Here is a 15,116-nt window from a genome sequence, read left to right on the forward strand (position 1 = left end):
GCGCATGGCAGCTCGCGGAGACAATTCGAAGCCGAGACCCGGCGGCGTGGTGGATATGGAACCGTTCCGCCGCGCGGTGACGGGCTGCGTGCGCGCCGTTTCGGGCGATGCGGAGGTGGAGGTTTCCTTCGCCAACGAGCGCCCCGGCATGACCGGCGAGCGCATCCGCCTGCCGGAACTATCCAAGCGTCCCTCGCCGGCCGAAGTCGCGCTCACGCGCGGCCTCGGCGACTCGATGGCGCTGCGCAAGGCCTGCCACGACGCCCGCATCCACGCGACCATGTCGCCGCAGGGTGCCGATGCCCGCGCGATCTTCGACGCTGTCGAGCAGGCGCGCGTCGAGGCGATCGGCTCCAACCGCATGCACGGCATGGCGCAGAACCTCAACGTCATGTTGACGGAGAAATACGCCAAGGCCAATTTCGGCGCGATCACCCGTCAGGCCGATGCCCCGCTGGAAGAAGCCGTCGCGCTCATCGTGCGCGAAAAGCTGACCGGGCAAGCCCCGCCGGCCTCAGCGGGACAGGTGCTCGATCTCTGGCGCAGCTTCATCGAGGACAAGGCCGGCAAGGACATGGAAGGCCTTTCGGCCTCCATCAACGACCAGCAGGCCTTCTCCCGCGTCGTGCGCAACATGCTGGCCTCGATGAACGTCGCCGAGCAGTACGGCGAGGACGAGACCGAGCCGGACGATTCGGAAACGCCCGAGGACGAGAACCAGCCGCGCAGCGACGAGCAGGAAGACAACAACAGCCAGGAAGACGCCGGCGACGATAGCGCGCCCGCCGACGAGAACGAGACGTCCGACGAACAGATGGACGACGGCGAGATGGACGGCGCGGAAATCTCCGACGACGATCTCGTCGAGGACGACGGCGACGACACGGAAAAGCCCGGCGAAGTCCGCCGCCCGAACCAGCCCTTCACGGATTTCAACGAGAAGGTCGATTACGGCGTCTTCACGCAGGAATTCGACGAGACCATCACCGCCGAGGAGCTGTGCGACGAAGCGGAACTCGACCGCCTGCGCGCCTTCCTCGACAAGCAGCTCGCCCATCTCCAGGGCGCGGTCGGCCGCCTTGCCAACCGCCTGCAGCGCCGCCTGATGGCGCAGCAGAACCGTGCCTGGGAATTCGACCTCGAAGAGGGCTATCTCGACAGCGCCCGCCTGCAGCGCATCATCATCGATCCGATGCAGCCGCTCTCCTTCAAGCGCGAGAAGGACACAACCTTCCGCGATACCGTGGTAACGCTGCTGATCGACAATTCCGGCTCCATGCGCGGCCGGCCGATCACGGTGGCCGCCACCTGCGCCGATATCCTCGCCCGCACGCTGGAGCGCTGCGGCGTGAAGGTGGAAATCCTCGGCTTCACCACCAAGGCCTGGAAGGGCGGACAGTCGCGTGAAAAGTGGCTCGCCGGCGGCAAGCCGCAATCGCCCGGCCGCCTCAACGACCTGCGCCACATCATCTACAAGGGCGCCGACGCCCCATGGCGGCGCGCGCGGCGCAATCTCGGCCTGATGATGCGCGAGGGCCTGCTGAAGGAAAACATCGACGGCGAGGCGCTGATCTGGGCGCATGACCGTCTGCTGGCCCGCCCCGAGCAGCGCCGCATCCTGATGATGATCTCGGACGGCGCGCCGGTCGACGATTCGACGCTGTCGGTGAACCCCGGCAACTATCTGGAACGGCACCTTCGCGCCGTCATCGAGCAGATCGAGACGCGCTCGCCGGTCGAGCTGCTCGCCATCGGCATCGGCCATGACGTGACGCGCTACTATCGCCGCGCCGTCACCATCGTCGATGCGGACGAACTGGCCGGCGCCATGACCGAACAGCTCGCCTCGCTCTTCGCCGACGAAAGCACCGCCCGTCGCCCGGCCGGCCGGCGTCGTGCGGGCTGATAGAGCGGTCACGCGACGGGCCGCCGGCCCGCTGCGCGGCCTCGCCGCCATCGTCCTTTCCGCCCTGCTGTGCCTGCCGCTCGGCCGCGCCGCCGCAGCGGAAGACGTTTCCGTCACCAACCGCGCCTTCTCCCAGTTCGTGACAGGCTCCGACCAGCGCGTCTTCGGCAAGCTGGAATTCCTCGGCGGCATTGCCTATTCCTCCGGCAATCCCCTGCTCGGCTCCCTCTCCGCCATCCGCTTCCGAGAAGACGGGCAGCATTTCGTTGCCGTGCTCGATACCGGACACTGGCTGACGGGCCGCGTCGAGCGCGACACGGAGGGCCGGCTGAGCGGGCTTGCCGGCGTCGAGATCCGCTCGATGTTCGACAAGAACGGGCGGGACGGAAACCGCAAATTCAGGATGGACGCGGAAGGCCTTGCCATCCGCAAGGGCGAACTGCTCACGAGCTTCGAGGTGATGCACCGCATCGACGCCTATCCCGATCCCGGCTTTATGGAGGCCAAACCGAAGCGACGCCTGCGCTTTCCCTTCGATCCGCACGAGATGCGCATCAATCGCGGCATAGAGACATTGGCCATGTCGCCCGCGACAGGTCCCCTCGGGGTAACGCCGGTCGCCGTCACGGAACGCAGCCTCAATACTGATGGCAACATCTTCGCCGCCGTGCTGGAAGGCCCGCGCAAGGGCCTCTTCGCCGTCAAGCGGGACGATCCCTGGGACATCACCGACGGCGCCTTCCTGCCGAACGGCGATCTCCTGCTGCTCGAACGCCGCTTCAGCCTGACGAGCGGCATGGGCATGCGCATCCGCCGCATTGCCGGCGACACGATCCGTCCCGGCGCGGTCGTCGACGGCGAGGTGCTGATCGACGCCGATCTCAGCCAGCAGATCGACAATATGGAGGGGATGGACGTGGTGGCGATGGCAGAGGACGATATCCGCATCATCGTCGTTTCCGACGACAACCACTCTATCCTCCAGCGAAACCTGATGCTGGAATTCCGCCTGAAATGAAAAAGCCGCCCCTGTCGGGGCGGCTTTCCTTTCTTTCGTCAGGCCGTCTTCTCGACGCCCGGCATGGGCTTCAGCCTGCTCATCAGCGCGCCATAGGGCAGCAGCATGACGAGACCGACGAGAACCTTCACGGAAAAATCGCCCATCGCCCAGGAAATCCAGCGCGGCGCTTCCGTCGTGAAGACACCGAGCACCGGCGCCCATTCGATGGCGAAGGGGTCGTTCGGGCCGAAGACGGACAGGAACGGCGCGAAAGCGAAGGAGAAGAAGATCATCGTGTCGAGCACGGAGCCGATCAGCGAGGCGATCAGCGGTGCGCGCCACCAGGTCTGCCGGCGCAGCCTGTTGAAGACGGAGATGTCGAGCAACTGGCCGGCAAGGAAGGCCGAACCGGAGGCAAGGGCAATGCGCGGCGTGGAAGCGCCGATCGAAAACAGCACCGCCACGAGGAAACCGGCCGCCACGACGCGGCGCGCGATGCGCGGGCCGAACTGGCGATTGGTGAGATCGGTAATGAGGAAGGCGACGGGATAGGTGAAGGCGCCGTAGGTCAGGAGGTCGCCGAGATTAATGCCGAAGAGCGTACCCGAAAGCGGATACTGCACCAGCACGTTGGAGGCGACGACGACAGCCGTCATCAGGAGGACATAGAGAAGGGTAACGCGGTTCGCGAGCATTTTTTTATCCTGGGTGATGCCACCAGTTGGAGTGATGAAGCAATTCCAGGAAAAGTGCGAAGCGGTTTTCCGTCCGGAATTGCGTTTTAATAAATGCTTAGACACAGCATTGAGGCCTGCCCGGAAACGGGCAAGCCTCAATGAAAACATCCGGCTTGTTGCCTGAAATCAGGCGGCAGCAGCGGTCTTCTTGGCGATCTGGCGGCGCAGCAGGCGAGCGCGCATCGACAGTTCGTTTTCTTCGGCCTTCAGCAGGAAGGCGTCGAGGCCGCCGCGGTGCTCGACCGAGCGCAGGGCAGCAGCGGAAACGCGAAGACGGAAACGCTGGCCGAGGGCGTCGGAAATCAGCGTGACATTGCACAGGTTCGGCAGGAACTTGCGCTTCGTCTTGTTGTTTGCGTGGCTCACATTGTTGCCCGACTGGACGCCCTTGCCGGTCAATTCGCAACTACGGGACATGGTACACCTATTTTTTCTTCGTTACAGGACAATACGTTTCCGGCACCGAAACCGGCCGCAGTCCGTCTGGCCTTTTTGGAAAGTCGCGGTTCTATAGTCACACTCGCCGCGGACGTCAAGCCAAACCTGCCGTTCAGCGGGAATTCAGTTGCCAAACGTCATGATTTGCAGGCAATAGCAGACGGATAACGAATTTTCCACGGCGTAGAATCGCCGCAATGGCAGGCTAGGCGGAGCGTCTCTATGGGAGTCGTGAAGATGAACGGGCGGGGTTGGATTGCTGGCGCGGCCATGTCGCTCGCCCTTGCGGGCGGCGCAAGCCCGCTTGCCGCCGCCGAGGTCCAGCATCGCACCGACTACAGCATCCGCCTGTCCGGCCTGCCGGTGGCGACTGCCAGCTTCCGCTCGGAATTCAACGGCAACCGCTACTCCATTTCCGGCAGCCTGCATTCCGCCGGCCTTGCCGATATCTTCGCCCGCACGCAGGGCACCACCGCCGTTTCCGGCATCGTCAACCGCGACAAGCTGCGCGCCACCTCCTATTCGGTGACCTATCGCAGCGGCAAGCGCGGCCGCGCCATCGACGTGACCTTCCGCAACGGCAATGTCGTGCATGCCAGCATGGTGCCGGCGCGCAAGAAGCCGGACAACTGGGTTCCGGTCTCCAGCGCCGACATGCGCGCCGTGCTCGACCCCATTTCCGGTCTCATCATCCCCGCCGGCAGTCGCATCTGCCCGAAGACGCTGCCGATCTTCGACGGCGAGTCCCGCATGGACCTGAAGCTGACGTCGAAGGGCACCAAGCCCTATTCCACCAAGGGCTTCGAGGGCGAGGTCGTCGTCTGCGGCATCCGCTTCGTGCCGCGCTCCGGCTACAAGAAGGGCCGCGAGGACGTGGAGTACCTGCGCAACCTGAAGTCCATGGAAATCTGGTTTGCCAAGGCGGACGCGGCGAATGTATATGCTCCGGTCTATGTGAGGATTCCGACCAAGCTCGGCCCCGTCACCGTCTCGGCCACGCGCTTCGGGGGATGATGCGGCTTGCCGGTCGGCAGACCGGAGTAATCGGCCTTGAAGATGCGTGCGACCCTTATCGGCTTTACGGCGATCCTCATGTGGGCGCTGCTGGCGCTCTTCACCGCCGCCTCCGGCAAGATGCCGCCCTTCCAGCTCTCCGCCATCTGCTTCCTGATCGGCAGCCTGCCCGGCATCGCCGTGCTGATCGCTCGGCCGGAGCGCCTGCGCCTCTTGAAACAGCCGGCGAAGGTCTGGATCACCGGCATCCTCGGCCTCTTCGGCTATCACTTCCTGTACTTCACGGCGCTGCGCAACGCACCGGCCGTCGAGGCGAGCCTGATCGCCTATCTCTGGCCGCTCCTCATCGTCACCGGCTCCGCGCTGCTGCCGGGCGAGACGCTGCGCTGGAACCATGTGGTCGGCACGCTGCTCGGCCTCGGCGGCACCGCGCTCATCGTCGGGCGCAACGGCGTTACCTTCGACAGCGCCTATCTCGTCGGCTACGGCGCGGCCTTCCTCTGCGCCTTCACCTGGGCCGGCTATTCGCTTGCGACCCGCAGCTTCGAGGCGGTCTCGACGGATGTGGTGACGGGCTTCTGCCTTGCCACCGCGATCCTCTCGCTGCTCTGCCATCTGGGCCTCGAAACCACCGTCTGGCCGCAGACGGGCTTCGAATGGCTCGCCGTCGCCGGCCTCGGCCTGCTGCCGGTCGGCGCGGCCTTCTATGTATGGGATTACGGCGTGAAGAACGGCGACATCCAAATCCTCGGCGCGGCCAGCTACGCCGCGCCGCTGCTTTCGACGCTGGTTCTCATTCTCTCGGGCTTCGCCGAGCCGTCCTGGAGCATTGCGCTGGCCTGCCTGCTGGTGACGGGCGGCGCGGTTCTGGCCGCCAAGGACATGATCTTCCGCAGACGCGCGGCCGCTGCGGCCTGACGCTCAGAACCGGTCCTTCCGCCCGCGGATTTCCGCAAACACCTCGGCGTCGCCCGCCCTTTCTATGCCGAGATGACGGCGGATTGCCGGGTCCGCCGCGCGCAGAAAGGGATTGGTCGCCTTTTCCAGCCCGATGGTCGTCGGCGCGGTGAAACCGCCCTTCGCCCGCAGCGCCTCGATATCATCGGCACGTTTCGCAAGCGCCGCATTCTGCGGATCGACCGTCACGGCGAAGCGGGCATTCGAGAGCGTGTATTCGTGCCCGAAATAGACCACCGTGTCGTCCGGCAGCACGGCGAGCTTGCAAAGCGAAGCCCACATATCCGCCGGCGTGCCTTCGAACAGGCGGCCGCAGCCGAGCGCGAAAAGCGTATCGGCGGCAAAGAGCAGCTTTTCCTCCGGCAGGTGGAAGCAGATATGGCCGCGCGTATGGCCCGGCGTCGCGATCACCTCGACCCGTCGGCCGGCAAAATCGAAGCTGTCGCCGCCGTCCACCTTGCGGTCGATGCCGGGAATGCTCTCGCGCGCCGGACCGATGATCGTCGCGCCAAAACGCTTTTTCAGCGCGAGATTGGCGTCCACGTGGTCGCCGTGGTGGTGCGTCGTGAAGATGTGGCTCAGCGTCCAGCCACGGCGGGCGAGCGCATCGAGGATCGGCTTTTCCTCCGGCGCATCGATGCTTGCGGTCGCACCCGTTTCGGGATCGTGCAGCAGCACGCCGAAATTGTCGCTGCGGCAGGCGAAGAGTTCGATTTCCAGCGGGGCCATGGCACATTCCTCATGCATCGGACGGACTGTCGCGGGGAAATGTAAGCCAATCGCCCTTGAAGTCCACCGGACCATCGCTAACATCCTGTCCATGCATGCAGATATCGTCGACCTCCGCGAATTCTACCACTCGCCGCTCGGCCGCCTCGCCGATCATTCGATCGCCATGGCGCTCGCCTCGCTCTGGGCGCGCCTGCCCGACGAGCGGCTGGTCGGCCTCGGCTATGCCGTGCCCTATCTCGACCGTTTCCGCGCCGACACCGAGCGCACCTTCGCCTTCATGCCGGCCGGTCAGGGCGCGGTGAACTGGCCGCCGAACGAGCTGTCCTCGACGGCCCTCGTCTTCGACGAGGAACTGCCGCTGCCGGATGCCTCCGTCGACCGTATCCTGATGGTCCACTCGCTGGAATTCGCCGAAAACCCGCGCGAGACGATGAAGGAGCTTTGGCGCGTTCTCGCCCCCGGCGGCCGCCTCGTCATCGTCGTGCCGAACCGGCGCGGCGTCTGGGCGCGCATGGAGCATACGCCCTTCGGTTCCGGCCGGCCCTATTCGCGCGGCCAGCTCACGGCGCTGCTGCGCGCGACGAATTTTACGCCCGGCGCCAGCGCAGAGGCGCTGTTCTTCCCGCCCTCCAAGCTGCGCAGCGTCCTGAAGCTGCGCGGCGTCTTCGAGCGGCTGGGGCGCATGCTCTGGCCGATGTTCTCCGGCGTCATCGTCGTGGAGGCGCAGAAGCGGCTCTATCAGGGCCTGCCGGTCGCCGCCCGCGCCTCGCGCCGCGTCTTCGTGCCGGTGCTCGCGCCACAGGGCGTGCCGACAACGCGCGAACGCCCGCCGCGCTGATCCCCTCGACAAAAACCGGGCCGCCCGCTAGAGCGGAACGGCAGCAAGAGGGCAATGGCATGACGGACGGACATTTCGACAAGATCGCACTGATCGGCATCGGCCTGATCGGCTCCTCCATCGCCCGCGCCGTCAAGGAAAAGGGGCTGGCGAAAACCGTCACCATTTCCAGCCGCAGCCAGGAAACGCTCGACCGCGCCCGCGAACTGGAACTCGGCACCGACTATGTCCACGACGCTGGAAAGGCGGTGGAAGGGGCGGACCTCGTCATCGTCTCCGTGCCCGTCGGCGCCTCCGGCAAGGTCGCCGAGGAAATCGCCCCGCATCTGAAGCCCGGCGCCATCGTCACCGATGTCGGCTCCACCAAGGCCTCGGTCGTCGCGCAGATGCTGCCGCACATGCCGAAGAACGTGCATTTCATTCCCGGCCACCCGCTGGCGGGCACGGAGCATTCCGGCCCGGACGCGGGCTTCGCCGAACTCTTCCAGGGCCGCTGGTGTATCCTCACCCCCGTTCACGGCACCGACAAGGACGCCAAGCGCAAGCTCGCCACCTTCTGGGAAGCGCTCGGCTCCAAGGTCGACGAGATGGACACGGAGCACCACGACAAGGTGCTCGCCATCGTCTCACACCTGCCGCACATCATCGCCTACAACATCGTCGGCACGGCGGACGACCTGGAGACGGTGACGGAATCGGAAGTCATCAAATATTCGGCCTCGGGCTTCCGCGACTTCACGCGCCTTGCCGCCTCGGACCCGACCATGTGGCGCGACGTCTGCCTGCACAACAAGGACGCGATCCTCGAAATGCTGGCGCGTTTCTCCGAAGACCTCGCCTATCTGCAGCGCGCGATCCGCTGGGGCGACGGTGAAAAGCTGTTCGACCTCTTCACCCGCACCCGCGCCATCCGCCGCTCGATCATCGACGCCGGGCAGGATACCGCGGCTCCGAACTTCGGCCGCCCGGTCCTCGACAAGAAGGACTGATCAGAGAGGCGGAATCCGGCCCACCGGGAACAGGCCCAGAATGACCGTGCCGCGCCGGATGTTCACCTGCACGGTGGCGCTGTCCCGCCCGCCCGAAAGCCCCCTGACGATGCCGGCCACGCGGCGCACGGTTACGGCAGCCTCCGGGAACTGCTCGGAAATGCGGTCGCGCCAGGCCGTCACACCCTCGACGGCAAGGTTGAGCGAACCGGAAACGAGACCCTCTTCATCGACGCTGACGGGACCGGACAGCGTCATCCGGTTTCCACCGCCAAGATCGAGCGACAGGCTGCGCAGTTCGGCGCTCGTTCCACGCGGCAGGCCCGGCGGCGGGCCCTCGGTGGAAATCCATCCGGCCGCATCCGCAATCGTCACATCGGCGGCGACATTCAGCACCGGCAGCGCCTTGCCGCCAAGATCGAGCGCAAGCGCATCGAGCGAGGCGGCGACGTCCAGCGCGGTCCCGGACCGGCGGACATGTTTTTCGCCATGCGCGGCGGCAAAGCCGATGGATAGGCCCTCGGAGGGCGCGTTGAACCGGCCCTTCAGCCCGTCATAGGCGACGGAGGCGCGGTCCAGCCCATCCGTCCAGGCGACGGCGCTGGCATGCAGCAGGTCCCAGTCCATGTCGAGCACGCGATCCGGCGTCACGCGCACCTGCGCCGGACCGTCCAGTTCCATGACGGCATGGCCTGGGCGATAGACCTGCGCCGCCGAGCGCAGCGCGCCGAAGGTGGCCGACAGGCCGGATTCGTGGTCATCGATGCCAAGCGAATCGCAGAAGACGCCGATGCGGAACGGGAAACCGCGAACGGAAAGATTGCTGCACGAGGCCGACCGCGCGCCCTGCCCGGACGCCGCAAGCTCCTGCGTCACCCGATCCTTCAGCCAGCTTGCGGCATAGAACCATCCGCCCGTATAGAGCGCACCGGCGATAACGATGGCAATGGCAAGCAGGATCAGCTTGCGCGTAACCCCGGATGCGTCGGCGCGGCTTGACGATGCCATAGTGTTCTCCAATGGTGGCAGGCGTGATTTGCCCCAAACGCGTCAAAGCCGGCAATTGCGGCGGCTTTTAGAGAGATGTTTCCAGTGACGGTGGATATGAACGAATTCTGGGTCTTTGGCTACGGATCGCTGATGTGGAATCCGGGCTTCGAATTCGAGGAGCGGCAGGCGGCCCACCTCTTCGGCTTCCGCCGGTCGCTCTGCGTGCGCTCCTGGGTACACCGGGGCACCGAGGAAAAGCCCGGCCTCGTGCTGGGACTCGACCGCGGCGGCTCCTGCCGCGGCGTCGCCTTCCGCATCGCTGCGCAGAAGCGGGAGGCGGTGGTGGATTACCTGCGCGAGCGCGAACTGGTGACCCATGTCTACAAGGAGCGCAGCCTGCCGGCGACGCTCGGCGACGGCCGCCGGGTGACGACGCTCGCCTATATCTGCGACCGCGCCCACCACCAGTTTGCTGGCGCGCTGTCGATAGAAGAAGCGGCCGGCACGGTCAGCACCGCCATGGGAAAATCCGGCCACAACATGGATTACGTGCGCAACACGCTGGCGCATCTGCGCGAAATGGGCATCCGCGATCATTGGCTGGAGGATGTCGGACGGACGGCGGAAAGCCTCTACGCCCGCGCCTCCGCCTGATCAGGCCCCGCGCGCCTTCAGCTCCGCCAGCCGCTGCACGGCGGTCGGCGGCAGCACGAGGCGCGGATTGGCCTCCACCGTTTCCACGAGAAGACGGTCGCTCGCCGTTTCCATGACCTCGACGAGATGGGCGAGGAAGGCGTCGGGATCCATGCCCGGCTGGATCGCCGGCAGGATGATCACCTTGAAATGGCCCGGCTGGCGGATGAACTTGCGGCGCGGCCAGAACAGGCCCGGATGCATGACGACCGGCACGACCGGGACGTGAAGGTCACGGTAGAGGCGCGCGATGCCGTATTTGTATTCCGGCGGCGCGCCCGGCGGCCGGCGCGTGCCTTCCGGATAGATGATGAGCTGGCGGCCCGTATCCATCTCGGCCTTCGTGCGCTCCATCACGGCCGCCATGACCTTGCCGCGCGCATTGCGGTTGACCGGGATCATGCGCTGCTTCTTGATGTACCAGCCGAAGAGCGGAATCCAGGTCAGCTCGCGCTTGAGGATATAAAGCGGATCGTCGAGCCAGGGCAGCAGCGCATAGGCGTCCCAGAAGGACTGGTGCTTCGGCGCGAAGATGTAGCCGCCCTTGGGAATGTTCTCCAATCCCTCGATCTCGAAGGTCGTGCCGACGATCTTTTCGAAGAGCCAATGGTTGCTGCGCGCCCAGTTCTTGGCGATGACATAGGCCTTCTTGCGCGGCAGCAGGAAATAGACCGGCGTGAGCACGATCATCTGCCCGATGAGGTTCAGGTAGAAGAGGGCATTGAAGAGCACGGAGCGGAGAGCGATCATCGGGCAGCCTGTAAGCGGAACGGTCTCTCGCCCTACACGATAATCGGAGACGGGGAAACTCCCGTCACCGCGTTCTCAGCTTCCGGTCATGTCGCCGCGCAGTCCCGACCAACTCCGCGCGCCGGCAAAGGCGCGCAGCCGCGCCAGGCAATATTTGAGATATTCCGACAGCATCGCCTTCATGACGCCCGGCTCGCGCAGCCAGTTGCCGTTCTTCAGGTCGGAATTGACGACGGGATAGGCGATGAACTCCGTCTGCGGATCGCTGACCTTCAGTTCCAGCAGGCTGCGCGGCATGTGATAATTGTTGGTGACGACGAGCACCCGGCGGTACTGGTGGTCGCTGATCCAGCGCGCCGCCTCGTTGGCGTTGCCGATCGTGTCGACCGCCTCGTAACCCATGTCGACGCAGCATTCGAACAGCGCCGAGGAGCTTTGCGTAAGCTTGCGCAGGAGGTTTCCGCTGGTCGCCGGGTTGGCGCCGGAGATCAGCAGCCGCTCACCCGCGCCGTTCTTCAAGAGGTCGATGGCGCGGTCGATGCGCTGGTAGCCGCCGGTCAGCACGACGATGGCGTCGGCCTTCGGCTCGCGCGGCGTTTCCAACGCGGCGACGGTCTCGGCGAAATGCAGGAACCCGGCGGTGCCCGCAGCGCCGCCCAGCAGGAGCAGCGCCAGCACCACGCGCACGAGAATGCGCACAGGCCCCTTGCGGCCCCGCTTCGTTCCGACCTGCCGGGCGCCCTCGGGCAGCTCCGGTTTTTCCCGTTCCAGCGCGCTCATGATTCTGTCCATAGAACCCGATTGCGGCAACGGATAGTCCGTTTCGCGGCGATGATCCGCCCGCCCCGCATCACGAGTCCGGTAGCTGGTCGGTGCGCGACGGATCGGAGCGGATGAGGTCGATCTCATGGATCGTGCGCATCACCGTGAAGCGGGCCGTCAGCGTCGTCAGGACCGCGATCACCAGAATGGTCCCGGCAATGCCGAGATACCCCGTAAGCCCCATGGAGAAGGTGCCGAAAAGCGCCGTCGCCTGATCGCTCTGGGGCGTCGCGATGGAACGGCCCTGCCAGAAACCGGCGACGGCGAAGAACAGCGCGGCCAGCAGCCCGCCGGCGACCGAACCCTTGAGGCTGATCTTGAGAAAGTGCTTCTGGAACTCGGAGGCGACGAAGCTTGCCTCCGCCCCGACGAAATGCAGCACCTCGACGATATGCCGGTTGCCCGAAAGCGCGCCCCGCGTCGCAAAAATAACGGTCAGCACCATGGCCGAGAAGACCAGCACCAGAACGCCGGTGCCGATGAGCGCCGTGGTGCGCGCCATGGCGACGAGCCGGTCGACCCAGGTGCGGTGATCGTCAAGGAAGGCCGTCGGGATCTTCTCGGCGAGCGCCGCGCGCATGCCGACGAAATCCGGCGGGCTCTGCTCGTCGATGGTGACGATGACGAGACGCGGCACCGGCAGCTCGTCGATATCCAGCCCCTCGCCGAGCCAGGGTTCCAGCAGGCGCGCCGTCGCGGCCTTGTCGACGATCGTGCCGTCTCGGGTGCCGGCGAAGGTGAGCGCGAGGTCGCGTGCATCCTTCAGCGCCTGTTCCATGTCGAGATTGTCGTCCGGCTTGATCTGGATGGTGATCTCGCGGGAAATCTGGCTCTGCCAGCTTGCCGCCGTCGCCCGCACCATGCTGACCGCGCCGAAGGTGAGGCAGGCGAGGAAGGCCATGATGGCGATGACAAGCATCAGCGCATTGCCGGAGACATTGGCCTGCGGCACGATGGGCGCGGTGGGCCGCACGCGCATTTCCGGCCGGCGGGCCGCGCCCTGGGGTTCTGCGGTCTCGCGGGGCGCGTCAGTCATAGATGTCGAGCCGCCCCTGCGAGAGGATCATGCGCCGCGCCTCCACCTGGTCCATCAGCGACAGGTCGTGCGTGGCGATCACCACGGCGGTGCCGAGCCGGTTGAGTTCGAGGAAGAGGCTGAGCAGCCGCCGCGCCATCGGCGGATCGACGTTGCCGGTCGGTTCGTCCGCCAGCAGCATTTCCGGCCGGTCGATGAGGGCGCGCGCAATCGCCGCGCGCTGCTTCTCCCCGCCGGACAGCACCGGCGGCAGCACGTTGATCCGCTCGCCGAGGCCGACCCATTTCAAAAGCTCCAGCACATCGGCGCGGTAGCTCGATTCCTCCTTGCCGCGCACGCGCAGCGGCAGGGCGACGTTCTCATAGGTCGTCAGGTGATCGAGCAGGCGGAAATCCTGGAAGACGATGCCGATGCGCCGGCGCAGCATGGGCAGCTCGTCGCGCGGGATGGTCGAGATTTCCCGGTCGAAGGTGCGGATGATGCCGCGCGTCGGCTGGAGCGACAGGAACAGGAGACGCAGCAGCGTCGTCTTGCCGGCGCCGGACGGCCCCGTGAGGAACTGGAAGGAACGGCGCGGAATATCGAAGGTGAGGTCGCGGAGAATCTCCGGCCCCATCCCGTAGCGCAATCCGACATTCTCGAAGTGAATCAATGGCCAACCCGGTTCTGGACGTCGTTACCCTAGAGCAGTTCCGGCAAAAGTGCGAAACGGTTTTGCGTTCGGAGCCACATAAAAAGCAACCCTACGGCACCGCTTGCACAGGAAAGCGGCTCTTTCACGGTCAGGTTTCCGAAGCATTAACCAGTATGGTTTACGTTTCGTAAGGATTTCATTCAATGCCCGACTTTTCGCCCCTGATTTGCGAGAGCGGGCGAAAAGGAGGTGGCGATGAACGCCTTCAGAGCGAGACAGCAGGCAAAGGGCCGGGTCGATCTTCTTCCGCCCGAGCCGAAGGCTCCCGCGCAAAAGCACGCCCGCACCCATCCGGCCCGCCTCGAAGTGGTCGATGCCGATTTCGTGGTGATTCGCGGCGGCGCGTCCCGCACCTCCAACGACAACCGCCGCCCGCCCCGCGCCGCCCGGCAGGCGCGCCCGCTTTCCGAGCACATGCTGTTCCGGCTGCTGGCCGCCTGCGCCCGCCTCTTCGAGGCCGGGTTGCAGCTTCTTCCGCGCCGCGCCTTCGCCGGCCTCGTCACCGCCGCCTTCCTCTTCGTCTTCGCCTATATGGGCGGGCTTTCGGCGCTGAAGGCCGCGCTTCCGGCGGCAGAGCCGACCGCTCCCCTTCAGGTCGCGGATGTCAGCACCACCATCGACGACCGGAACGGCATGAAGGTGCTGTCCGTCTACGGCCGCATCGACAATATCAGCGGCGGGGAGCAGCCCCTTCCCCCGCTCGAAATCCGGGTCGAGGGCGCGGGCAGGACGCTTCAGCGCCAGATGGCGCTCGATACCGCGACGATCCCGGCCGGCGGCAGCGAGCACTTCTCGCTGCGCATTCCGCACAGCGGCGGAAAAGTGCCGAAAGTCTCGGTTTCCTTTGCCGGCAAGGGTGCACCGGCAGACTGACTGTGCTAATCGGCTGCTTTAGCGCCACCTAAGGAGCCGCCTCGCGATGCAGATTGTCCGCGGAAAGAAGATCGAAACGCTTTACGATGCCGGGCAGATCGCCAAGCGCAACGAAGAGCTTGCAAGCCAGATCGCCGCCGGCCCGACGAACGATCTCCTCGTCATCGCAGTCCTCAAGGGCTCGTTCATCTTCGCCGCCGACCTGACCCGCGCGCTGCACGCCGCCGGCCTTGCGCCGGAAGTCGAGTTCATCACCCTGTCGAGCTACGGCGCCGGCACGGTCTCGCAGGGCGTGAAGGTCATCAAGGATATCGACAGCGATGTCCACGGCCGCGATATTCTGCTCATCGACGACATCCTCGAATCCGGCCGCACGCTCAGCTACGCCAAGGAACTGATGTACGAGCGCGGCGCGCGCAACGTCACCATCGCCGTGCTGCTCGACAAGCGCGAGAAGCGCAAGACCGATCTGGAGGCCGATTATGTCGGCTTCGAATGCCCCGACCACTTCGTCGTCGGCTATGGCATGGACGTCGCCTATGCCTTCCGCGAATTGCCCTTCGTCGGCGTCGTGACGGGCGACGCGGAGTAACCGGGTTCCAAAATCCCCTATCGGCCGTTTACCGATCAACAAGGAAAGTCTGGTC

Annotated in this window: 17 protein-coding genes; 9 read left to right on the top strand and 8 right to left on the bottom strand. The window is 65.5% G+C overall.

Annotated elements, in window-relative coordinates:
- Positions 1–4: 4 nt before the first annotated feature.
- Together cobT and K8M09_RS15335 are read left to right on the top strand one after the other, a co-directional pair.
- Complete coding sequence (cobT, locus tag K8M09_RS15330) at positions 5–1,906, top strand: cobaltochelatase subunit CobT (protein ID WP_160787400.1); 1,902 nt, start codon at positions 5–7, stop codon at positions 1,904–1,906.
- 31 nt (positions 1,907–1,937) lie between these two features.
- Complete coding sequence (locus K8M09_RS15335) at positions 1,938–2,924, top strand: esterase-like activity of phytase family protein (protein WP_160787429.1); 987 nt, start codon at positions 1,938–1,940, stop codon at positions 2,922–2,924.
- 38 nt (positions 2,925–2,962) lie between these two features.
- On the opposite strand, the gene K8M09_RS15340 is transcribed toward K8M09_RS15335, so the two are convergent.
- Complete coding sequence (locus K8M09_RS15340) at positions 2,963–3,601, bottom strand: VUT family protein (protein ID WP_160787401.1); 639 nt, start codon at positions 3,599–3,601, stop codon at positions 2,963–2,965.
- Between the two features lie 168 nt (positions 3,602–3,769).
- Positions 3,770–4,060 (bottom strand): 50S ribosomal protein L28, encoded by a 291-nt coding sequence (rpmB, locus tag K8M09_RS15345; protein ID WP_064331573.1) that lies wholly within the window; start codon positions 4,058–4,060, stop codon positions 3,770–3,772.
- Positions 4,061–4,351: 291 nt separating this feature from the next.
- On the opposite strand from rpmB, the gene K8M09_RS15350 reads away from it, so the two are divergent.
- On the top strand, positions 4,352–5,095 hold the full coding sequence (locus tag K8M09_RS15350; protein WP_229342392.1) for a DUF3108 domain-containing protein: 744 nt from the start codon (positions 4,352–4,354) through the stop codon (positions 5,093–5,095).
- A gap of 36 nt (positions 5,096–5,131) precedes the next feature.
- A complete protein-coding gene (gene yddG / locus K8M09_RS15355; protein WP_160787403.1) occupies positions 5,132–6,013 on the top strand; it encodes an aromatic amino acid exporter YddG in 882 nt (293 codons plus the stop codon).
- A gap of 3 nt (positions 6,014–6,016) precedes the next feature.
- Here the strand turns inward: yddG and gloB are convergent, their stop codons facing one another.
- Entirely contained in the window at positions 6,017–6,781 is a 765-nt protein-coding gene (gloB, locus tag K8M09_RS15360) for a hydroxyacylglutathione hydrolase (RefSeq protein ID WP_160787404.1), read from the bottom strand.
- Positions 6,782–6,872: 91 nt separating this feature from the next.
- On the opposite strand from gloB, the gene K8M09_RS15365 reads away from it, so the two are divergent.
- Together K8M09_RS15365 and K8M09_RS15370 are read left to right on the top strand one after the other, a co-directional pair.
- Positions 6,873–7,622: a class I SAM-dependent methyltransferase gene (locus K8M09_RS15365; protein ID WP_160787405.1), complete on the top strand. Its 750-nt coding sequence runs from the start codon at positions 6,873–6,875 to the stop codon at positions 7,620–7,622.
- Between the two features lie 59 nt (positions 7,623–7,681).
- Entirely contained in the window at positions 7,682–8,611 is a 930-nt protein-coding gene (locus K8M09_RS15370; protein WP_160787406.1) for a prephenate/arogenate dehydrogenase family protein, read from the top strand.
- Here the strand turns inward: K8M09_RS15370 and K8M09_RS15375 are convergent, their stop codons facing one another.
- Entirely contained in the window at positions 8,612–9,619 is a 1,008-nt protein-coding gene (locus K8M09_RS15375) for a DUF2125 domain-containing protein (RefSeq protein WP_160787407.1), read from the bottom strand.
- Positions 9,620–9,703: 84 nt separating this feature from the next.
- Here K8M09_RS15375 and K8M09_RS15380 point away from each other — a divergent pair, with 84 nt between their 5' ends.
- Entirely contained in the window at positions 9,704–10,255 is a 552-nt protein-coding gene (locus K8M09_RS15380; protein WP_160787408.1) for a gamma-glutamylcyclotransferase, read from the top strand.
- Here the strand turns inward: K8M09_RS15380 and K8M09_RS15385 are convergent, their stop codons facing one another.
- The 4 genes from K8M09_RS15385 to ftsE form a co-directional block, all read right to left on the bottom strand.
- Entirely contained in the window at positions 10,256–11,044 is a 789-nt protein-coding gene (locus K8M09_RS15385; RefSeq protein ID WP_160787409.1) for a lysophospholipid acyltransferase family protein, read from the bottom strand.
- Positions 11,045–11,119: 75 nt separating this feature from the next.
- Complete coding sequence (locus K8M09_RS15390) at positions 11,120–11,824, bottom strand: YdcF family protein (protein ID WP_160787410.1); 705 nt, start codon at positions 11,822–11,824, stop codon at positions 11,120–11,122.
- 70 nt (positions 11,825–11,894) lie between these two features.
- Complete coding sequence (locus tag K8M09_RS15395; protein WP_160787411.1) at positions 11,895–12,902, bottom strand: cell division protein FtsX; 1,008 nt, start codon at positions 12,900–12,902, stop codon at positions 11,895–11,897.
- Positions 12,895–13,554, bottom strand: coding sequence for a cell division ATP-binding protein FtsE (gene ftsE / locus K8M09_RS15400; RefSeq protein WP_160787412.1), 660 nt, complete (start codon positions 13,552–13,554; stop codon positions 12,895–12,897). Before ftsE ends, K8M09_RS15395 begins: the two co-directional genes overlap by 8 nt.
- Before the next feature lie 237 nt (positions 13,555–13,791).
- On the opposite strand from ftsE, the gene K8M09_RS15405 reads away from it, so the two are divergent.
- Positions 13,792–14,469: a hypothetical protein gene (locus K8M09_RS15405; RefSeq protein WP_160787413.1), complete on the top strand. Its 678-nt coding sequence runs from the start codon at positions 13,792–13,794 to the stop codon at positions 14,467–14,469.
- Between the two features lie 46 nt (positions 14,470–14,515).
- A complete protein-coding gene (gene hpt, locus K8M09_RS15410; RefSeq protein ID WP_160787414.1) occupies positions 14,516–15,061 on the top strand; it encodes a hypoxanthine phosphoribosyltransferase in 546 nt (181 codons plus the stop codon).
- Positions 15,062–15,116: the final 55 nt, after the last annotated feature.

Origin of the sequence: Shinella zoogloeoides, assembly GCF_020883495.1 — a bacterium.
GTDB classification, from domain to species: Bacteria; Pseudomonadota; Alphaproteobacteria; order Rhizobiales; family Rhizobiaceae; genus Shinella; species Shinella zoogloeoides.